The organism is Streptomyces sp. NPDC101178 (assembly GCF_044767965.1).
Lineage (GTDB): Bacteria > Actinomycetota > Actinomycetes > Streptomycetales > Streptomycetaceae > Streptomyces.
This window is the reverse complement of sequence record NZ_JBIWOZ010000002.1, coordinates 352,756-372,088: the sequence shown is the minus strand read 5'-3', so window position 1 is coordinate 372,088 and position 19,333 is coordinate 352,756. Positions and strand designations below refer to the sequence as shown.

The 19,333-nt window shown below is 72.1% G+C and carries 15 protein-coding genes; 11 read left to right on the top strand and 4 right to left on the bottom strand.

Annotated elements, in window-relative coordinates:
• Window positions 1-374: 374 nt before the first annotated feature.
• Window positions 375-968 carry a TetR/AcrR family transcriptional regulator gene (locus tag ACIRR8_RS05770; protein ID WP_404059412.1) on the bottom strand — a complete coding sequence of 198 codons (594 nt, stop codon included), beginning with the start codon at window positions 966-968 and terminating at the stop codon, window positions 375-377.
• A gap of 122 nt (window positions 969-1,090) precedes the next feature.
• Here ACIRR8_RS05770 and ACIRR8_RS05765 point away from each other — a divergent pair, with 122 nt between their 5' ends.
• Together ACIRR8_RS05765 and ACIRR8_RS05760 are read left to right on the top strand one after the other, a co-directional pair.
• Window positions 1,091-2,182, top strand: a complete 1,092-nt coding sequence (locus tag ACIRR8_RS05765; protein WP_404059409.1) for an FAD-dependent oxidoreductase — start codon at window positions 1,091-1,093, stop codon at window positions 2,180-2,182.
• A gap of 222 nt (window positions 2,183-2,404) precedes the next feature.
• Window positions 2,405-3,457, top strand: coding sequence for an LPXTG cell wall anchor domain-containing protein (locus ACIRR8_RS05760; protein ID WP_404059406.1), 1,053 nt, complete (start codon window positions 2,405-2,407; stop codon window positions 3,455-3,457).
• Between the two features lie 104 nt (window positions 3,458-3,561).
• Here the strand turns inward: ACIRR8_RS05760 and ACIRR8_RS05755 are convergent, their stop codons facing one another.
• Window positions 3,562-5,451, bottom strand: a complete 1,890-nt coding sequence (locus ACIRR8_RS05755) for an ABC transporter ATP-binding protein (RefSeq protein WP_404059404.1) — start codon at window positions 5,449-5,451, stop codon at window positions 3,562-3,564.
• On the bottom strand, window positions 5,448-7,289 hold the full coding sequence (locus tag ACIRR8_RS05750) for an ABC transporter ATP-binding protein (protein WP_404059401.1): 1,842 nt from the start codon (window positions 7,287-7,289) through the stop codon (window positions 5,448-5,450). Before ACIRR8_RS05750 ends, ACIRR8_RS05755 begins: the two co-directional genes overlap by 4 nt.
• Window positions 7,290-7,449: 160 nt before the next feature.
• Here ACIRR8_RS05750 and ACIRR8_RS05745 point away from each other — a divergent pair, with 160 nt between their 5' ends.
• From ACIRR8_RS05745 to ACIRR8_RS05730, 4 genes are all read left to right on the top strand, one after another.
• The gene (locus ACIRR8_RS05745; protein WP_404059398.1) at window positions 7,450-8,367 is read left to right on the top strand and encodes an ABC transporter ATP-binding protein; all 918 of its coding nucleotides are present in this window, start codon (window positions 7,450-7,452) and stop codon (window positions 8,365-8,367) included.
• Between the two features lies 1 nt (window position 8,368).
• Window positions 8,369-9,181 (top strand): ABC transporter permease, encoded by an 813-nt coding sequence (locus tag ACIRR8_RS05740; RefSeq protein WP_404059395.1) that lies wholly within the window; start codon window positions 8,369-8,371, stop codon window positions 9,179-9,181.
• Between the two features lie 65 nt (window positions 9,182-9,246).
• The gene (locus ACIRR8_RS05735) at window positions 9,247-10,551 is read left to right on the top strand and encodes a sensor histidine kinase (protein WP_404059392.1); all 1,305 of its coding nucleotides are present in this window, start codon (window positions 9,247-9,249) and stop codon (window positions 10,549-10,551) included.
• Window positions 10,552-10,558: 7 nt separating this feature from the next.
• Complete coding sequence (locus ACIRR8_RS05730) at window positions 10,559-11,221, top strand: response regulator (RefSeq protein WP_404059390.1); 663 nt, start codon at window positions 10,559-10,561, stop codon at window positions 11,219-11,221.
• A gap of 12 nt (window positions 11,222-11,233) precedes the next feature.
• Here ACIRR8_RS05730 and glgX read toward each other — a convergent pair whose 3' ends face one another.
• A complete protein-coding gene (glgX, locus tag ACIRR8_RS05725; protein WP_404059386.1) occupies window positions 11,234-13,525 on the bottom strand; it encodes a glycogen debranching protein GlgX in 2,292 nt (763 codons plus the stop codon).
• Window positions 13,526-13,679: 154 nt separating this feature from the next.
• Between glgX and ACIRR8_RS05720 the strand changes: the two genes are divergently transcribed.
• The 5 genes from ACIRR8_RS05720 to ACIRR8_RS05700 all read left to right on the top strand — a co-directional run bounded on the left by ACIRR8_RS05720 (window position 13,680) and on the right by ACIRR8_RS05700 (window position 19,326).
• Window positions 13,680-14,921, top strand: a complete 1,242-nt coding sequence (locus ACIRR8_RS05720) for an Ig-like domain-containing protein (protein ID WP_404059383.1) — start codon at window positions 13,680-13,682, stop codon at window positions 14,919-14,921.
• Between the two features lie 220 nt (window positions 14,922-15,141).
• Window positions 15,142-16,386, top strand: a complete 1,245-nt coding sequence (locus ACIRR8_RS05715) for an Ig-like domain-containing protein (protein WP_404059381.1) — start codon at window positions 15,142-15,144, stop codon at window positions 16,384-16,386.
• A gap of 134 nt (window positions 16,387-16,520) precedes the next feature.
• Window positions 16,521-17,288, top strand: a complete 768-nt coding sequence (locus tag ACIRR8_RS05710) for an enoyl-CoA hydratase/isomerase family protein (RefSeq protein ID WP_404059378.1) — start codon at window positions 16,521-16,523, stop codon at window positions 17,286-17,288.
• Between the two features lie 331 nt (window positions 17,289-17,619).
• The gene (locus ACIRR8_RS05705) at window positions 17,620-18,135 is read left to right on the top strand and encodes an ATP-binding protein (RefSeq protein WP_404059375.1); all 516 of its coding nucleotides are present in this window, start codon (window positions 17,620-17,622) and stop codon (window positions 18,133-18,135) included.
• 399 nt (window positions 18,136-18,534) lie between these two features.
• A complete protein-coding gene (locus tag ACIRR8_RS05700) occupies window positions 18,535-19,326 on the top strand; it encodes a polysaccharide deacetylase family protein (protein ID WP_404059372.1) in 792 nt (263 codons plus the stop codon).
• Window positions 19,327-19,333: the final 7 nt, after the last annotated feature.

Here is a 19,333-nt window from a genome sequence, read left to right as displayed (position 1 = left end):
GGTGCGCAGAACGGGGTGAAGAGTGTCAGCAGACCCGTAGGCCTGTCAGGAGCGCGTCAACAACTTGGCCGGAATTCGTTCGTTGCCGGAGAGGTCGTGTTCGTTAAGCGGACGTTTCGCCGATCATTACCGCAGTGTTGCCGGAGTATGGGAAGGCCTGTGTTCACAGGGTGGGCACAGGTTCGGTGCGCGACGGGCACATGCGGGCGGCGCGCCCGGAAGCGGTTACAGCCCACCTGGTGAGACGGGGGCGGGTTCTGGCCAGATCCCGCCAGCGGAACGGGGTGGTCCGGCGCGACGGTCCTGGCGGGGTGCTCCGGAGGGGGGCTCCGGCGGGGTTCTTTGGTGGGGGCGCGTGCGCCGGGTCGGTGTGCTCAGGCCGGGGGCGCGTCCGTCGGATAGACCGCGTCGAGGAGTCCTCGCACGAACCGGTCCAGGTCGTCCAGTCCCGCCGCCGCCAGCGTGTCCGGCCCGCCGCCCAGCAGGTGCGGGATCGCCGCGTGCAGCGCGAGCGTGACGGTGGCCGCCCGCTGCGGGGTGACGGGTAGTCCGGCGGAGCGCTGGGCCGCCTCGAAACCCGCGAAGTCGTCGCTCGCCATCGGGTCGAGGAGCGCGGAGAGCCAGGGGCGCCGGGCCGCCTCCGCCTGGAGCTCCAGGTAGGCGAGCAGGCGTGGGCGGCCCGGTCCCGCGACGTTCTCCAGAAGGGTGCGGAACAGGGCGGTCAGCGCCTCGCGGTCGGCGGGGCCCGGCCCGGCGGCGAGCCGGGCGGTGAGCGCGAGGTACTGCTCCACGCAGCGCTCGGCCACCGCCCGCAGCACCGCGTCCCGGGTCGGGAAGTAGTTCTTGGTGGTCCCGTCCGGCACCTCGGCCGCCCGGTCCACGGCCCGGTGGGTGAGGCCGCGCCCGCCCTCCTCGGCCAGGACGGCGACGGCCGCGTCGCGCAGCCGGTCACGCCGCTCCGGATTCATGGCGCGCTCCCTCGGTCCCGTACCGCTGCGGTGTTCTCGACACTTGCGGATGCTACCCCAGGCGTGGTACCACGGGTGTGGTGGTTGATGCGCACCGGCCGGACGAGCTTCGGGAGTACGGCATGACACGGCGTACGGGAACAGGGGCAGGGGGCGCCCGGACGGTGACCGTCGTCGGGGCGGGCGTTGGTGGCCTGGCCGCCGCGATCGGGCTGCGGCGGGCGGGCTGGTCGGTGACCGTGCTGGAGCGCCGCACCGAACTGGAGCGGTACGGCGCCGCGTTCGGCATCCACCCCACCGCGCAGGCGGCGCTCGACCGGCTCGGCGTCGGGGAGGCTCTGCGCCGCCACGCGGTCCCCTACCGCGACGCGCACATCCGCACCCCCGACGGCCGCACGCTCGCCCGCCTGCCGCTGGAGCGCATCGAGAAGAAGGCGGGCCGCCCCGAACTCCTCATCTCCCGGCCCTACTTGGTCGACGCGCTGCTCGCGGGCCTGGATGCCTTCGGGGACGTACCGGTGAGACTCGGGGAGGCCGTCACCGAAGTGGGCGCCCTGGCCGCCGGGTCGGACCTGGTGATCGGCGCCGACGGTATCCGCAGTGCCGTACGTACCGCCCGCTTCGGCGACCGCAGCGGCCCGCGCCCGGTCTCCACGGTCGCCTGGATCGGCATCGCCGGCTTCGAGAGCCCCGTCCACGGCGAGACCTGGGGCAGCGGCCGCTTCTTCGGGCTGACCCCGGTGGAGCCGGGCCGCACCAACTGGTACGCCACCGTCCCCGAGGCCACCACCGCCGACGAGTTGCGCGCCTCCTTCGCCGGCTGGCACGACCCGATCCCGCGCATCCTGGACGCCACCGACCCGGAGACCTGGATCCGGTACGAGATGCGCCATCTGTACCCGGCGCTGCCGTCGTTCGTCTCGGCCGACGCCTCGGCGGGCCGCGTTGCGCTGGTCGGCGACGCGGCGCACGCCATGACGCCCAACCTGGGGCAGGGTGCCTGCACCGCGATCCTGGACGCGGACGCCCTGGCCCGCGCGGTCACCGCCGCGCCCCCGGGCCCCGCCGGGCTCGCCGCCGCTCTGCGCGCCTACGACCGCGAACGCCGCCGCAGCGCCCAGCGCACCGCCTTCGCCTCCCGGACCCTGCACCGCTTCATGTCCACGGAGCGGACCCGGCTGCGGAATGGGGCGGTGCGGCTGCTGCCGGGGTGAGGGAGCGGCCGATAGGCGTGCAATGTGGTTTTTCTGTGTGCGAACTGTGTGCCGCCTCACACGATTCGGCCGTCTGCCGGGTACAACCCTTCACCATCCGAGGCGGTCACACCCATTGGCCTCACCCGTGTCTCCTGTTCGCTTTCGATATGCGATACCGGACGGCCTTCCCCGCCTTCGGGCCGTCGCAGCGGCCCCGGACTCCCCAGAGGACCTCGCCCCATGAAGATCCGCCGCGCTCTGGCCGTCGCCGCAGCGACCGCTGTTCTCGCCCCGGTCACCCTGCTCTCCTCCCCGGCCGCCTTCGCGACCTCGAGCCCCACCCCGGAGGCGACCGAGAGTGCCACCGCGCCGGAGGAGTCCGAGACGCCGGCCGCCGAGGAGGAGACGGAGACCGCTCCCACGCCCGAGGGGGAGCAGTCCGCCTCCGAGGAGGGCGAGGAGAGCGAGGAGAAGCCTCCGGCCGAGGAGGAGCAGGAGAAGCCCGCGGGCGAGGAGGAGAACCAGGAGGAGAAGACCGAGTCCCCCTCCGCCACCCCGCCGACCCCTGCGCCGTCCGTCACCGCGCCCAGCGACATCTGCAACGACACGGATGAGGCGAAGACCGACAAGAACCTGCTCACCTCGCTCTCCGGGCTCCCCTCCAAGATCGTCGCCGGCAGCGGCTTCCACGGCTTCGAGCTGAACGTGGAGAACAAGGGCGACAAGGCCTACCAGCGGGTCGACCTCGGCCTCTTCGCCGGGCTGATCGACATCGACAGCGGGCAGGAGGCCAACGGCCACCTCACGGTCCAGTTCAAGGACCCCGAGACCGGTGTCTGGACGGACATCTCCCTCGACCAGGACGACGAGGTCGCCGGCTACATCGGCTACACGGACATCCGCGCCAAGGAGTCCTTCTCGATCGACCTGCGCCTCAGCGTCGACAAGAAGGCGCCCAAGGGCATCGGCTACGCCATCGTCATCGGCCTCTACGCCGACGAAGAGGGCAACTGCGTCTCCTCCGACGGCCAGGCGTTCTACGAGTTCGACGTCCTCGCCGCCGGTGCCGACGCGGGCGAGCCCAACGAGGCCGAGCCCCAGACGGGCGGCAAGAAGCCGGTCCCGGTCAAGCCCGTCGGCAACACCGAGATCAAGCCCGAGGGCACCCTCGCCCAGACCGGCTCGGACTCCAACCTGCCGGTCATAGCGACCATCGGCGGCGTGGCGATCCTCGCCGGCGCCGGCGTCGTCTTCGCCCTGGGCCGCCGCCGCACGGCCGGCGCCACCGCCTGACGTACGTACGGGATGTGAACGCGCCCCCTGCCCCGGTCCGGGCAGGGGGCGCGCCTGTGCGGTGGTGACCCCTCGGGCGTAACAGGCTGTCGGCCGGACACCCCCTAGACCAGGCTGTCCTTCCACGTCCGGTGCAGCCCCGCGAACCGTCCTGTCCCGCCGATCAGTTCGGCCGGCGTGCCGTCCTCCACGATCCGGCCGCCTTCCATCACCAGCACCCGGTCCGCGATCTCCACGGTGGAGAGGCGGTGGGCGATGACCACCGCCGTGCGGCCGTGCAGGACCGTGTCCATGGCGCGCTGCACCGCCCGCTCGCCGGGGATGTCCAGGGAGCTGGTCGCCTCGTCCAGGATCAGCACCGCCGGGTCCGCCAGCAGGGCGCGGGCGAAGGCCACCAACTGGCGCTGGCCCGCCGAGATCCGGCCGCCGCGCTTGCGTACGTCCGTGTCGTACCCCTCGGGCAGCGCGGCGATGAAGTCGTGCGCGCCGATCGCCTTCGCCGCCCGCTCGATCTCGTCCGGCGTGGCGTCCGGGCGGCCGATCGCGATGTTCTCCGCCACCGTCCCGGAGAACAGGAACGCCTCCTGCGTCACCATCACCACGCCCTTGCGCAGCTCGGCCGTGGACAGGTCCCGCAGGTCCACGCCGTCCAGCAGGACCCGGCCGTCGGTCGGGTCGTAGAACCGGGCCAGCAGCTTGGCCAGCGTCGACTTGCCCGCGCCCGTGGAGCCGACGACCGCCACCGTACGGCCCGCCGGGATGCGCAGGTCGAAGGCGGGCAGCACCTCGCCGCCCGTACGGTAGGCGAACCGCACGCCGTCGAAGACGACCTCGCGGCCCGGCAGCTCGCCGGAGCGGGCGGGCAGCTCCTTCGGGTCCGCCGGCACCGGGACCGTCGGGGCCTGGGCCAGCAGGCCCGCGATCTTCTCCAGCGAGGCCGCCGCCGACTGGTAGGAGTTGAGGAACATCCCGAGCCGGTCGATCGGGTCGTACAGCCGGCGCAGGTACAGCACCGCCGCCGCCAGCACGCCGAGCGCCAGCGTCCCGTCCGCCACTCGGTAGGCGCCCCAGAGGACCATCCCGGCGACCGCCGTGTTCGCCACCAGCCGCGAGCCGACCACATAGCGGGCCATCTCCAGCAGCGCGTCGCCGTTGCGCCGCTCGTGGACGTGGTTGAGCGCGGCGAACGCGGCGTCGTTGGACCGCTCCCGGCGGAACGCCTGGACCGGCCGGATGCCGTTCATGGTCTCCGCGAACTTGACGATCACCGACGCGATCGCCGTGGACCTGGCCCCGTACACGATGCCCGCGCGCCGCCGGTAGAGCCGTACCAGCAGATACAGCGGTACGAAGGAGAGCACGGCGATTCCGCCGATGCCGAGGTCCAGCCAGAGCAGCACCAGCCCGATCGACACGAAGGAGAGGACGACCGTGATCAGCTCCTGGAGCCCCTCGCTCAGCAGCTCCTGGATCGATTCGACGTCCGTGGTGGACCGCGAGATCAGCCGCCCCGAGGTGTAGCGCTCGTGGAAGTCCACGCTCAGCGCCTGGGCGTGGCGGAAGATCCGGCCGCGCAGGTCGAGCAGCGCGTTCTGGTTGATGCGGGCCGAGCCGCGGATGAACGCGTACTGGAGCACGCCCGCGCCGGCCGAACAGAGCAGGTAGCCGACCGCCACCGCGATCAACGGCCCGTAGTCGTGGTCCCGGAACGCCGGGACCCCGCTGTCGATCGCGTACGCCACCAGCAGCGGCCCGGCCTGCACCGCCGCCTGCTGGAGCACCAGCAGCAGCGCGGCGACCGCCACCCGGCCGCGCATCGGCCGCAGCAGCGAGAACAGGAGCGCCCGGGTCGCGCCGCGCGGTGCGGGCAGGTCGTCCTGGTCGAAGGGGTCGCCGGCCACCTCCGGTGCGGGTGCCTGTGCCTTCTGTCCGGGCTCCGGTGTGCCGTCGTCACCTGAGGCGGTGCGCGCGGCGTCGTCGGTGGTCGTGGTCATCGGGTGCCCTCCTCGACGGGTACCTGCTGGTCGGGGGCGGGGGTCTTGGTGGTCAGCGGGCCGGGGCCGCCACCCGGCTCCGCCCCCGACATCAGCCACGCGTACTCCGCGTTCGACCGCAGCAGCTCCTGATGCGTGCCCACCGCCGTGATCCGGCCACCGGACAGCAGCGCCACCCGGTCCGCGAGCATCACCGTCGAGGGCCGGTGCGCCACCACCACCGCCGTGGTCTCCGCCAGCACCTGGCGCAGCGCCGCCTCCACCAGCGTCTCCGTGTGCACGTCGAGCGCCGAGAGCGGGTCGTCCAGCACCAGGAAGCGCGGCTCGCCCACCACCGCCCGGGCCAGGGCGAGGCGTTGGCGCTGGCCGCCGGAGAGGCTCAGGCCCTGCTCGCCGACCTCCGTGTCCAGGCCGCCGGGCAGCGCGTGGACGAAGTCGGCCTGCGCCACCGCGAGCGCCCGCCGGACCTGCTCCTCGTCCGCGTCCTCTGCGCCCATCCGCACGTTCTCGCCGACCGTCGCGGAGAACAGCGTCGGCTCCTCGAACGCCACCGACACCAGCTCCCGCAGCCGCGCCCGCTCCATGGTGGCGATGTCCTCACCGTCCAGCGTGATCCGCCCGCCGGTCACCTCGTGCAGCCGGGGGACCAGTGCGGTGAGCGTCGTCTTGCCGGAGCCCGTACCGCCCACCAGGGCCATCGTCTCGCCGGGCCGCACCCGCAGGTCGAGCCGGGCCAGGACCGGCGGCGAGCCCGGCTCCGCGTCCGGGTAGCGGAACTCCACGCCTTCGAACACCAGCCCGGCGGGCGCGTCCGGCGCACCCGTACGGGCGGCCGCCGCGTCTGTCTCCTCCGCCGCGTCCATCACCTCGAAGTACCGGTCGGTCGCGGTCGCCGCCTCCTGGCTCATCGCCAGCAGGAACCCGATCGACTCCACCGGCCACCGCAGCGCCAGCGCCGTCGACAGGAACGCCACCAGCGTGCCCGCCGACAGCGAACCGTCCGCCACCTGGACCGTGCCGAGCACCAGCGCCGCCCCGATCGCCAGCTCCGGGATGGTGGTGATGAGCGCCCAGATCCCGGCGAGCAGCCGCGCCTTGCCCAGCTCCGTGGAGCGCAGCCGCTGCGACAACGCCTTGAAGGCCTTCGCCTGGCTGCGGTGGCGGCCGAAGCCCTTGACGATCCGGATGCCGAGGACACTCTCCTCGACGACCGTGGTCAGATCGCCGACCTGGTCCTGCGCCTTCCGTGCCACCAGCGAGTACTTCGTCTCGAACACCGAGCACAGGATGATCAGCGGCACCGCCGGCGCCAGCAGCACCAGCCCGAGCGACCAGTCCTGCGCGAAGAGGATGACGAAACCGACCAGGATCGTCGCCGCGTTGACGACCAGGAAGGTCAGCGGGAACGCCAGGAACATCCGCAGCAGCATCAGGTCCGTCGTCCCGCGCGACAGCAGCTGGCCCGAGGGCCACCGGTCGTGGAAGGCCACCGGCAGCCGCTGGAGGTGGCGGTAGAGGTCGGCCCGCATCGACGCCTCGACCCCGGCCAGCGGACGCGCCACCAGCCACCGCCGGAACCCGAACAGCACGGCCTCCGCGATGCCGAGCAGCAGCAGATACAGCGCGCCCAGCCAGACCCCGCCCGGGTCCCGGTCGGCGACCGGGCCGTCCACCATCCACTTCAGGATCAGCGGGATCACCAGCGACAGGCAGGACGCCACGATCGCCACGAAGGCGGCGGCGAGGAGGCGGACCCGTACCGGGCGGACATAAGGCCACAGACGCAGGAGGGAGCGCACGGCGGACCGGTCCGTGTGCTCTGCAGGCTTTTCGGGCATCAGAACCGACTGTACGTTTCACCACTGACATCGGTCCTCCCCATTTCGGCCGGGGCCCGCCTGGTCCCGGGGTCGTAGGCCCGGGTCAACCGATCGGTTGATGCGACGCCGAGCGTGCTGACGGATACCGCCCGCCCTCGCCCGCCGGAACCCTGGGGGCATGGCAATCATCGAAGTCAACGGGGTGCGCAAGACCTACGCGGGCCGCCACGTGGTCGACGGCGTCTCCTTCTCCGTCGAGGAGGGGGAGATCTTCGGCATCCTCGGCCCCAACGGGGCGGGCAAGACCACCACCGTCGAATGCGTGGAGGGCCTCCGCATCCCCGACGCGGGCACGATCAAGGTCGCCGGACTCGACCCCGTCGCCGACCACGACCGGGTGACGCACCTGCTCGGCGCCCAGCTCCAGGAGAGCGAGCTGCAGGCCAAACTGACCGTACGGGAGGCGCTGGAGCTCTACAGCTCCTTCTACCCGGCCCCGGCCGACTGGCGGCCCCTGGTCGAACGGCTCTCCCTGACGGACCGCCTCACCACCCGCTTCGCCAAGCTCTCCGGCGGCCAGAAGCAGCGGCTGTTCATCGCGCTCGCCCTGATCGGCGACCCGAAGGTCGTCGTGCTCGACGAGCTGACCACCGGACTCGACCCCCGGGCCCGCCGCGACACCTGGAAGCTCATCGAGGAGATCCGGGACAGCGGGGTGACCGTCCTGCTGGTCACCCACTTCATGGAGGAGGCCCAGCGCCTCTGCGACCGGATCGCCGTCATCGACCGGGGCAGGGTCGTCGCCCTGGACACCCCGGCCGGGCTGATCCGGGGGACCAGCGGATCCACCGTCCTCTCCTTCGTCCCCTCCCGCCCGCCGACCGGCCCCGAGATGGACCGGCTCGGCGCACTGCCGGGCGTCACCTCGGCGACCCCGCCCGACGCCGCCGGGGCCCTCGTCCTGCAGGCCACCGACGACACCGTCACCCCGCTCATCGCCCTGCTCGCCGAACTCGGCGTCACGGCCCAGCGGTTGCGGATCACCGAGACCAGCCTCGACGAAGCCTTCCTCGACCTCACCGGACAGGACGCCTGACATGAGCCCCGACACCACCACCGCGCGGGCCGCGGCCCCCGAGGCCCGCACCGCCCCGGACGCCGGCCGCCGCCGAGGACCCACGGCCGCCGTCCTCGCCGCCGAGACCCGGCTCTTCCTGCGCGAACCCAGCAGCCTCTTCTGGATCGTCGCCTTCCCCACCGTCCTCCTGGTGATCCTCGGCTTCGTCCCGTCCTTCAAGGTGCCCGAGGAAGGGCTCGGCGACCGGCGCGTCATCGACCTCTACGTCCCCGTCTCGATCCTGCTCGCCATGATCATGTCGGGGCTCCAGGCGATGCCCCCGGTCCTGGCCGCCTACCGCGAGCGCGGCATCCTGCGCCGGATGTCCGCCACCCCGGTGCGCCCCTCGGCCCTCCTCACCGCGCAGATCGCGCTGCACGGCGCGGCCGCACTCGTCTCGGCGGTCCTGGTCGTCGTGGTGGGCCGGATCGCCTACGGTGTGCCGCTGCCCGGCAATCCGCTCGGCTACCTCCTGGCGCTGCTGCTCGTCCTCGCCGCGGCCCTGGCCATCGGCGCCACGATCACCGGCCTGTTCCGCACGGCGAAGGCGGCCACCGCCGTGGGCTCGATCTCCTACATCGTCATGATGTTCACCGCCGGGGTCTGGGTCCCCGTCCAGGCCATGCCGGGCACCCTGCGCCGGGTCGTGGAGTTCAGCCCCTTCGGCTCCGCCGCCCAGGCACTCGGCGAGGCGGCCGCCGGCCAGTGGCCGAGCTGGTCGCACCTGGGCATCGTCGCGCTGTGGACCCTGGCGGCGGGCTACACCGCCGGCCGCGTCTTCCGATGGCAGTGACGACGGGGGACCGGACCGCGGGGCCGCACATGGCGGGGGCATGCCGGGCGGGGGAGACTGCGCGCATGAGCCAGTCGTCGCCTCCCGCCTACCCGACCGGCCCCACCGGCCCCCGTACGATCGAGCACCGCTGGGAGCAGTTCTACCGGTACGGGCCCTACGGAGCCCTGACCCTGGCCTCCGTCCTCGGGGTGGTCGTCGCCGGTGAGCTGATGACGGCCCCGGAGATGTACGCGGCCGGGGCCCTGGTCGCCGCCGCGTACGGGCTCCAGGCGTGGTGGGGCCGCAAGCGCGCACACACCCCGCCCGGCGCCCCGTCCGGGGCGGTCTACTACACCGTGCGGTTCGTCCTCGCCTTCGCGCTCTCCTGGCTGAACCCGTTCTTCGCGATCTACGCGTGCCTCGGCTACTTCGACGTCGAGCCGCTGCTGCCCAAGCGGGCCGTCCGGGCCGGACTGCTGGCCACCGCGGTGATCCTCGCCGGTTCGCAGAGCGGCGGACTGCCGCCCGAATCGCTGACGGGCTGGGCCGCCTTCGCCGCGCTCTACCTTCTCAACGCCTGCCTGACCCTCTTCTTCTGGCACGTGGGGATGCGGGAGGAGGAGCGGGCCCGGATCCAGGTGGAGACCATCGCCGAGCTGGAGCGCACCAACATCCGGCTGGAGCAGGCGATGACGGAGAACGCGGCCCTCCACGCCCAGCTCCTGGTCCAGGCCCGGGAAGCAGGGGTGGACGACGAGCGGCGCCGACTGGCGGCCGAGATCCACGACACCCTCGCCCAGGGCCTGACCGGCATCATCGCCCAGCTCCAGGTCGTCACCTCCACCCGCGACAGCGACCCGGACACCGCCCGCGTCCACCTGGAGAAGGCCGCCGCCCTGGCCCGCCACAGCCTGGGCGAGGCCCGCCGATCCGTCCACAACCTGGCCCCCGCCGCCCTGGAGCACGACGAACTGACCGGTGCCCTGGAGAAGACGGTCGCCACCTGGGCCGAACAGCACCGCGTACGGGCCGACTTCACCGTCACCGGCACCGCCGAACCCGTCCACGACGAGGTCGCCGCCACCCTCCTGCGCATCGCGGGCGAGGCTCTGGCCAACGCGGGCCGCCACGCCGGGGCCTCCCGGGTCGGCGTCACGCTCTCCTTCATGGACGACGAACTGACCCTGGACGTACGGGACGACGGCCGCGGCTTCGACCCGGACGCCGCCGCACCGGCGAGCCGCACCGGCGGCTTCGGCCTCGGCGGCATGCGGGCCCGCGCGGAACGCATCGCGGGCACGGTGGAGGTGGAGTCGGAACCGGGCGGGGGCACGGCGGTCTCGGCCCGGGTCCCCCTGGTCAGGCAGCCACGACCGGCCGTACGGTGACCTCGCCATGACCGATATCCCCGAACGCACCCCTGAACGCACCATCACCGTCGTCCTCGTCGACGACCATCCCGTCGTCCGCGACGGACTGCGCGGCATGTTCACCGCCGAACCCGGCTTCGACGTCCTCGGCGAGGCGGCGGACGGCGTCGACGCCCTCACCGTCGTCGAACACCACGACCCGGACGTGGTCCTGATGGACCTGCGGATGCCCGGCGGCGGGGGAGTGGCGGCCATCGCCGAGCTGACCCGGCGCGGCGCCCGTGCGAAGGTCCTGGTGCTGACCACGTACGACACCGACTCCGACACGCTCCCCGCGATCGAGGCGGGCGCCACCGGCTACCTCCTCAAGGACGCCCCGCGCGAGGAGCTGTTCGCCGCCGTCCGGGCCGCCGCCGACGGCCGCAGCGTCCTGTCACCCGCCGTCGCCTCCCGGCTGATGACCCGGGTCCGTACGCCCACCGCCCCGGCTGACACGGACCTCTCCGCCCGTGAGCGCGAGGTGCTGGTGCTGGTGGCGAAGGGCACCACGAACCGGGAGATCGCCGCCGAACTCTTCATCAGCGAGGCGACCGTGAAGACCCACCTCACCCACATCTTCGCCAAGCTCGGCACCAAGGACCGCGCCGCGGCCGTCGCCGTCGGCTACGACCGGGGCATCCTCGGCTGACTTCCGGGGCCCTTACGCGGCCACCCGCAGCAGCAGCACCGAGCGGCGCGGGACGCTCAGCTCCGTACCGCCGTCCAGGACCGTGCCGGGCGGTTCGGCCTGGTCCTCGCGGGAGGTGTCCAGGACCAGTTCGTAGCGCGCCGCCCAGGGCGCTCCCGGCAGCTCGAAGGCGACCGGTTCCCCGCCCGCGTGCAGGATCGCCAGGAAGCTGTCGTCGGTGACCGGCTCACCGCGTGCGTCCCGCCCCGGGATGTCGCGGCCCGAGAGGTAGAGGCCGAGGGTGGCGGCGGGCGCGTACCAGTCGCCCTCCGTCATCTCCTGCCCGTCCCGGGTGAACCACGCCAGGTCCCGCAGCCCGTCCGGCGCCTGCGCGCGGCCGGAGAAGAAGGCGCGGCGGCGCAGCACCGGATGGGTCTGGCGCAGTCTCAGCACCCGGGCCGTCAGCTCGGTCAGCTCCCGCCACTCGGGCTGCTCCAGCAGCGACCAGTCCAGCCAGCCGATCTCGTTGTCCTGGCAGTAGGCGTTGTTGTTGCCGCCCTGCGTACGGCCCATCTCGTCCCCCGCCACCAGCATCGGCACCCCGGTGGAGAGCAGCAGTGTGGTGAGCAGGTTGCGGAGCTGGCGGCGGCGCAGCGCGTTGATCTCCGGGTCGTCGCTCTCGCCCTCGGCCCCGCAGTTCCACGCCCGGTTGTCGCTGGTCCCGTCCCGGTTGCCCTCGCCGTTGGCCTCGTTGTGCTTGTGCTCGTAGCTCACCAGGTCGCGCAGGGTGAAGCCGTCGTGCGCGGTGACGAAGTTGACCGAGGCGTACGGCCGGCGGCCGCCCCAGGCGTAGAGGTCGCTGGAGCCGGTCAGCCGGTAGCCCAGATCCCGCACGTCGGGGAGCGCGCCGCGCCAGAAGTCCCGTACGGCGTCCCGGTAGCGGTCGTTCCACTCGGTCCAGAGCGGCGGGAAGGCGCCGACCTGGTAGCCGCCGTTGCCGACGTCCCACGGCTCCGCGATCAGCTTGACCCGGCGCAGCACCGGGTCCTGGGCGATGACCGCGAGGAACGGGGAGAGCATGTCGACGTCGTGCATCGAGCGGGCCAGCGCCGCCGCCAGGTCGAAGCGGAAGCCGTCGACGCCCATCTCGGTGACCCAGTAGCGCAGCGAGTCGGTGATGAGCCGGAGCACCTGGGGCTGGACGACGTGGAGGGTGTTGCCGCAGCCGGTGTAGTCGGCGTAGCGGCGCGCATCGTGCTGGAGGCGGTAGTAGCCGCGGTTGTCGATGCCGCGCAGGGAGAGCATCGGGCCGAGCTCGCCGGCCTCGGCGGTGTGGTTGTAGACGACGTCGAGGATGACCTCGATCCCGGCGCTGTGCAGCGCGTGCACCATCCGCTTGAACTCGCCGACCTGCTGGCCGGCGGTGCCGGAGGCGGAGTAGCCGGCGTGCGGGGCGAAGTAGCCGATGGAGTTGTAGCCCCAGTAGTTGTGCAGCCCGCGCCGCAGCAGATGGTCCTCGTGGGCGAACTGGTGGACCGGGAGCAGTTCGACGGCGGTCACCCCGAGCCGGGTCAGATGGTCGATCGCGGCCGGATGCGCGAGACCGGCGTAGGTGCCGCGCAGCTCGGGCGGGATGTCCGGGTGGAGCTTGGTGAAGCCGCGTACGTGGAGTTCGTAGATGACCGAGTCGGCCCACGGGGTCTTCGGGCGCCGGTCCTCCACCCAGTCGTCGTCATCGTGGACGACGACACCCTTGGGCACGTACGGAGCCGAGTCCCGGTCGTCGCGCACGGTGTCGGCCACATGCTGATCGGGCCAGTCCCTCATATGGCCGTACACCTCGGGCGGCAGGGTGAAGTCGCCGTCGACCGCACGGGCGTACGGGTCGAGCAGCAGCTTCGCCGCGTTCCAGCGGGCGCCGGTCCACGGGTCCCAGCGGCCGTGCACCCGGTAGCCGTACCGCTGACCTGGCCGGACGCCCGGCAGGAAGCCGTGCCAGATCTCGTGCGTCAGCTCGGTGAGCGCGCAGCGGGTCTCGGCGCCGTCCTCCTCGAAGAGGCACACCTCGACCGCCTCGGCCCCGCCCGCCCAGAGCGCGAAGTTGGTGCCCGCCACCCCGTCCGGCCCGACCCGGAAGCGGGCCCCGAGCGGCATCGGCGCGCCGGGCCAGACGACCGGGGCGCGGGGCTCGGCGCGTAGCGCCCCGGTGATCTCCTCGACCTCCGTACGTACGGTGACGGGCGTGGCCCGTCCGGGTGGTCCGCCGGGCTCCACCGCCGTCCCGGCCGGTTCCTTCACTGCCTCCTGCTCGGCTGCGCTCGACACCGTGTCGCCTCCCGCGGCTCATGAGGACGGGCACCGGAAAGGGGGCGCGCGACGTCCCGGCCGCGGCCCTCTCCTGGTAGTCCTTCCCTCTGTTCTGCCCACCGCGGGCCCCGCACTCACGTTTCCCCCGACCGGCCCTGGTCGTTGGGGGAGCGTGAACCACGTAGCGAAGAGCGCACGGGCGGGCTCGGCCGCCGTGCTGACATGGGCGGGACTGCTCACCGTGCTGGTCCTGCTGACCGGATGCACCGATACGAGGGAGGCCCTGCTCAACGGCAAACCCGGCTCCTCCAAGGACGTGATCAGCATCTTCCCGGAGGACGGGGCCAAGGACGTCGACGCGGACACCCCCCTCCGGGTCACGATCCCCGACGGCCGGCTGGAGAGCGTCAAGGTGATGCGGATCGAGGACGCCCAGCAGCAGACCGTGGCCGGACGCATCGCCGCCGACGGCCTCTCCTGGAACCCGGAGCCCGGCGCGGCCCGGCTCGCCCTGGCCGCGAAGTACAGCGTCGACGCGGTGGCGGTGGACGCCTCAGGACAGCGCTCGGCGCGCCACGCCACGTTCACCACGCTCGTCCCCGAACACCGCTTCATCGGCTACTTCAAACCGGAGAACCGGTCGACCGTCGGGACCGGCATGATCGTCTCCTTCTCCTTCAACCGGGCCATCACCGACCGTGCGGCCGTGCAGAAGGCCATCCGGGTGACCGCACAACCGGCGGTGGAGGTCGTCGGCCACTGGTTCGGCAAGGACCGGCTCGACTTCCGGCCCCGTACGTACTGGAAGCCCGGCACCGAGGTCACCGTGGACATCGGGCTGCGGGACGTGGAAGGGGCGCCGGAGGTCTACGGCAGCCAGGACAAGACGGTCACCTTCACCGTCGGCCGCTCCCAGGTCTCGCTGGTCGACGCGGAGGCCAAGACCATGGAGGTGCGCCGGGACGGGGAGCTGGTCAGCACGGTCCCGATCACGGCGGGGGCCCCGAAGACGACCACGTACAACGGGAAGATGGTCGTCTCCGAGATGCACGAGGTGACCCGGATGAACGGCGCCACCGTCGGCTTCACGGACGAGAAGGGCAAGGGCGAGTACGACATCAAGGACGTGCCGCACGCCATCCGGCTCACCACCTCCGGCACCTTCCTGCACGGCAACTACTGGGCCGGCGAGGAGGTCTTCGGCGAGGAGAACGTCAGCCACGGCTGCATCGGGCTCCGCGACGCGAAGGGCGGCGGCGCGACGACGCCGGGCGGCTGGTTCTTCGACCGGACGCTGATCGGGGACGTGGTGGAGGTCGTCAACTCCAAGGACAGGAAGGTCGCGCCGGACAACGGGCTCAGCGGCTGGAACATGGGCTGGAAGAAGTGGACGGCGGGCTCCGCCGTCCGCTGACCCCCGGGGGCGGGGCCTCCGGGAGCCCGGCGCCCCTGCCCTCCCCGCACCCCGCCCCACCTGCACGGCTCTCCCTGCCACTTGGGACGGAACGGTGACATTCCGGAGGGGACCCACCGCACTCACGGTGTGGTTGTCTTGCGGTGGAGCGCGTACGTGCAGCGCGCGGGGGATGCGGGCCATGGCGTGGGAGCCGGGCCTGGCGAGGGGAGACATCACAGTGGACGTGCAGCCGATATCGGGGGCATCGGCCGGGGCGGGCAGGAAGCGGCGCGGCGGATCGGGGCCACTGGCCCTGGCCCTGGGCGCCGTGCTGTTGCTGGTGACGGCGTGCGGCGGGGACGCGGAAGCGGGAAGCAAGGGCGGCGGCAAGGCCGGCGCGAAGGCGGAGGACACCACGGCCTCGCAGGCGGTGGTGACGATCGCGCCGGAGGACGGCGCGAAGTCGGTGGCGACCAGCGGTGCGCTGAAGATCACCGCCGCGCGGGGCAAGCTGACCACGGTCAAGGTCGCGGACCCCAAGGGCAACGAGGTCGCGGGCGAGATCGCGGCCGACGGCGCGAGCTGGGTGCCGGAGCGGCACCTCGCCGCCGCCACCAAGTACGCGGTCCACGCGGTCGCCGAGGACGCGAAGGGCCGCGAGTCGGCGAAGGACACCACCTTCACCACGCTGGTCCCGGAGAACACCTTCATCGGGCACTACACGCCGGAGGACGGCTCCACCGTCGGGGTCGGCATGCCGGTCTCGATCAACTTCACCCGCGGCATCACCGAGCCGGCCGCCGTGGAGAAGGCCATCAAGGTCACCGCCGAGCCGGCCGTCGAGATCGAGGGCCACTGGTTCGGCAACGACCGTCTCGACTTCCGCCCGGAGAAGTACTGGAAGCCCGGTACGAAGGTGACGGTGGAGCTCCACCTGGACGGCGTGGAGGGACGGCCCGGGGTCTACGGCAAGCAGGCCAAGACGGTGTCGTTCACCATCGGCCGCAGCCAGGTCTCCACCGTCGACGCGAGCACCAAGCGGATGAAGGTCGTCCGTGACGGCAAGCTGATCAAGGACATCCCGATCTCCGCGGGCGCCCCGGCGACGACCACGTACAACGGCCAGATGGTCGTCAGCGAGAAGCTCAAGGTGACCCGGATGAACGGCGACACCGTCGGCTTCGGCGGTGAGTACGACATCAAGGACGTGCCGCACGCCCTGCGGCTCTCCACCTCGGGGACCTTCCTGCACGGCAACTACTGGGGCGCGCCCTCCATCTTCGGCACCACCAACACCAGCCACGGCTGTGTCGGTCTGCGCGATGTGCGCGGCGGCTACGACAACCAGACCCCGGCGGCCTGGTTCTACGACCGGTCGATGATCGGTGACGTGGTCATCGTGAAGAACTCCAAGGACAAGCAGATCCAGCCGGACAACGGCCTCAACGGCTGGAACATGGACTGGGAGGAGTGGAAGAAGTAGGCCCCAGCCACCGCTTTCTTCCGTCGCTTCTCCGGTCGTTTCTTCTGTCGCTTCTTCCGTACGATCCCGGCGGGCCCGGTGCTGTGACCCACGGCACCGGGTCCGTCCGCGTTAGCAGTGGTTAACCTGCCTGCATGACTGTGACCCTCGAAGTAAGCGACAACGTCGGGACGATCCGCCTGGACCGGCCGCCGATGAATGCCCTGGACGTGGCCGTCCAGGACCGGCTGCGGGAGCTCGCCGAGGAGGCCACCCGGCGCGAGGACGTGCGCGCGGTGATCCTCTACGGCGGCGAGAAGGTGTTCGCGGCCGGTGCGGACATCAAGGAGATGCAGGCGATGGACCACACGGCGATGGTCGTGCGCTCCAAGGCGCTCCAGGACTCCTTCACCGCCGTCGCCCGCATCCCCAAGCCCGTCGTCGCCGCCGTCACCGGCTACGCGCTCGGCGGCGGCTGCGAACTGGCCCTCTGCGCCGACTTCCGCATCGCGGCGGACAACGCCAAGCTCGGCCAGCCGGAGATCCTGCTCGGGCTGATCCCGGGCGCCGGCGGCACCCAGCGCATGGCCCGGCTGATCGGCCCGTCCCGGGCCAAGGACCTCATCTTCACCGGCCGCATGGTCAAGGCCGAGGAGGCATTGACGCTGGGCCTGGTGGACCGGGTGGTCCCGGCGGCCGAGGTATACGAGCAGGCGCACGCCTGGGCCGCGCAGCTGGCGAAGGGGCCGGCGCTGGCGCTGCGCGCGGCCAAGGAGTCGGTGGACGCCGGTCTGGAGACGGACATCGACACCGGGCTGACGGTGGAGCGGAACTGGTTCGCGGGCCTGTTCGCCACGGAGGACCGTGAGCGCGGGATGCGGAGCTTCGTGGAGGAGGGTCCGGGGAAGGCGAAGTTTCTCTGAGCCCTGAGCCGTGTGCCCTGAGCCCAGTGCCCAGTGCCTTTTGAGGGCCTTGCGTTTTTTGAGTCCTCCGGGTTTCTCCGAGCGCTTCTTCCGGATGCGCTCCTGACGCGAGTTCATCCCTCCGAGCGGATTATCCGGGCCTTAAGGCAACCTTAAGGCCCGGGGCCGTGCTCCTCCGGGCAGCCTCGCCCGGCCGGCACATCGCCGCAGCTCACCAGGGTTCTGGAAGGTCTCGTTCTGCCGGAGGCATATGTCAACTGCCCTGTGTGGAATGGGTTGTTCCGGGAGGTGGATTCCCTCGGAACGGCCCCGGGCGGCGATATGTGCGTCCATGATGGTGGGCATGGCGGGCCTGGAGGGTGTGGATCAGCCGCGACCGCGCAGCAGCGCGACCGCGGCACGCTGGACATCGGGTATGGATGACGAACAGGCTTTCAAGGCGCTGGAGTTGTTCGGGAATCCGACCGAGGCGGAGGTGCGGCTGCCGTCGCGGCCCGAGTCCGCGGCGACCGCCCGGCGGCTCACCTCCTGCGTGGTGCTCCGGCAGTGGGCCCTCTCGCCGCAGACCGCCGAGTACGCGGTGCTCCTCGTCTCCGAGCTTGTCGGCAACGCGGTGCGCCACACCGGCGCCCGCGTCTTCGGGTTACGGATGGTGCGCCGCCGGGGCTGGATCCGGATCGAGGTGCGTGATCCCTCGCGCGGGCTGCCGTGTCTGATGCCGGTGCGCGAGATGGACGTCAGCGGGCGCGGGCTCTTCCTCGTCGACAAGCTCTCCGACCGGTGGGGCGTGGACCTGCTGCCGCGCGGCAAGACCACCTGGTTCGAGATGCGGATCTCCGACCGCTGACACGTGAGGCCGCGGGTTGCGCCGAGGCCGCCCGGCATGCACAGAAGCCCCCGGTCGGCCGTGGTGCGGCGCTGCGGGGGCTTCTGTGGGGGGCCGTGAAAGGCGGGGTGTGTTCACGGCCGCTGACGGCGACCTCGCCCGGGTCAATGGGGGTCGTGGCTCCGACTATGGCAGACGGGCGACCTCGGTGCCAAAGAGGCATTTCGCGTGATACTCGGGCTAATCGGTCATTCCTTGGCTGGATCGCAGGTGGGATCAGTCACTCGCCTGGCTTTCCGTGCATCTTTATGGCACGTCGTGAATGATTCATAGATCATTTCGGTAATCGGTCAATCGGGGTAATTCGCCCGCCGCGCCTCTACTCTGTCCCGGGACTCAGTGGAAGGCGAGGTGGTCGGGATGGACGGGCACAGGGCGCCGATGCGCCGCCGCGAGGTGCTGGGCGGCGGGGCCGGACTCCTCGCGGCCGCCGCCTTCGCGGCGGGCTGCGCGCGCAGCCCCGAGGGTGCGGCGGGCGCGCCCGCGCCCTCACCCGCGTACGCCTCCCGTCCCCTCTCCACCACCGCCCGAGCCCCGCGCCGCTTCCCCGGCCGGCCCGTCAGGATCACCCACGGCCCCCGCGACCGGCCCCGCGTCGCGCTCACCTTCGAGGGCCGGGGCGATCCGGAGCTGGCCCGCGCCGCGCTCGCCCGGATCGAACGCGCCGGCGCCCGGGTCACGGTCCTCGCCGTCGGCAGCTGGCTCGACGCGCACCCGTCCATGGCCCGCCGGATCCTCGACGGCGGCCACGAGATCGGCAACCACACCCAGAACCACCGCGACCTCGCCGCCCTGGGCGAGCGCGACGCGTACGAGGAGATCACCGCCTGCGCCCGGCGGCTGCGCCGGCTCACCGGCTCCATCGGCACCTGGTTCCGGCCCTCGCCCGGCCCCGACGCCACCCCGCTCGTCCAGCACCTCGCCCGGCGGGCCGGATACCCGCACCTCCTCTCGTACGACGTCGAGTCCCTGGATCACGCCGCGACCGGCGTACCGGCCGTCCTGCGCAAGGTGACGGGCGAGCTCCGGCCCGGTTCCGTGGTGGGGCTGAGCCTCGCCCGGCCGGTCACCGTGGCCGCGCTGCCGCTGCTCCTCACCGAGATGGACCGGCGCGGCCTGCGCGCGGTGACGGCCACGGAGCTGCTGAGCTGACGTCAGG

What these genes read in the sequence shown, in the direction of transcription:
- ACIRR8_RS05770 (WP_404059412.1), bottom strand. Translation starts at nt 968, where the DNA reads ATGAATCCGGAGCGGCGTGACCGGCTGCGCGACGCGGCCGTCGCCGTC.
- ACIRR8_RS05705 (WP_404059375.1), top strand. Translation starts at nt 17,620, where the DNA reads ATGATGGTGGGCATGGCGGGCCTGGAGGGTGTGGATCAGCCGCGACCG.
- ACIRR8_RS05710 (WP_404059378.1), top strand. Translation starts at nt 16,521, where the DNA reads ATGACTGTGACCCTCGAAGTAAGCGACAACGTCGGGACGATCCGCCTG.
- ACIRR8_RS05765 (WP_404059409.1), top strand. Translation starts at nt 1,091, where the DNA reads ATGACACGGCGTACGGGAACAGGGGCAGGGGGCGCCCGGACGGTGACC.
- ACIRR8_RS05755 (WP_404059404.1), bottom strand. Translation starts at nt 5,451, where the DNA reads ATGACCACGACCACCGACGACGCCGCGCGCACCGCCTCAGGTGACGAC.
- ACIRR8_RS05745 (WP_404059398.1), top strand. Translation starts at nt 7,450, where the DNA reads ATGGCAATCATCGAAGTCAACGGGGTGCGCAAGACCTACGCGGGCCGC.
- ACIRR8_RS05735 (WP_404059392.1), top strand. Translation starts at nt 9,247, where the DNA reads ATGAGCCAGTCGTCGCCTCCCGCCTACCCGACCGGCCCCACCGGCCCC.
- ACIRR8_RS05750 (WP_404059401.1), bottom strand. Translation starts at nt 7,289, where the DNA reads ATGCCCGAAAAGCCTGCAGAGCACACGGACCGGTCCGCCGTGCGCTCC.
- ACIRR8_RS05730 (WP_404059390.1), top strand. Translation starts at nt 10,559, where the DNA reads ATGACCGATATCCCCGAACGCACCCCTGAACGCACCATCACCGTCGTC.
- ACIRR8_RS05700 (WP_404059372.1), top strand. Translation starts at nt 18,535, where the DNA reads ATGGACGGGCACAGGGCGCCGATGCGCCGCCGCGAGGTGCTGGGCGGC.
- ACIRR8_RS05740 (WP_404059395.1), top strand. Translation starts at nt 8,369, where the DNA reads ATGAGCCCCGACACCACCACCGCGCGGGCCGCGGCCCCCGAGGCCCGC.
- ACIRR8_RS05760 (WP_404059406.1), top strand. Translation starts at nt 2,405, where the DNA reads ATGAAGATCCGCCGCGCTCTGGCCGTCGCCGCAGCGACCGCTGTTCTC.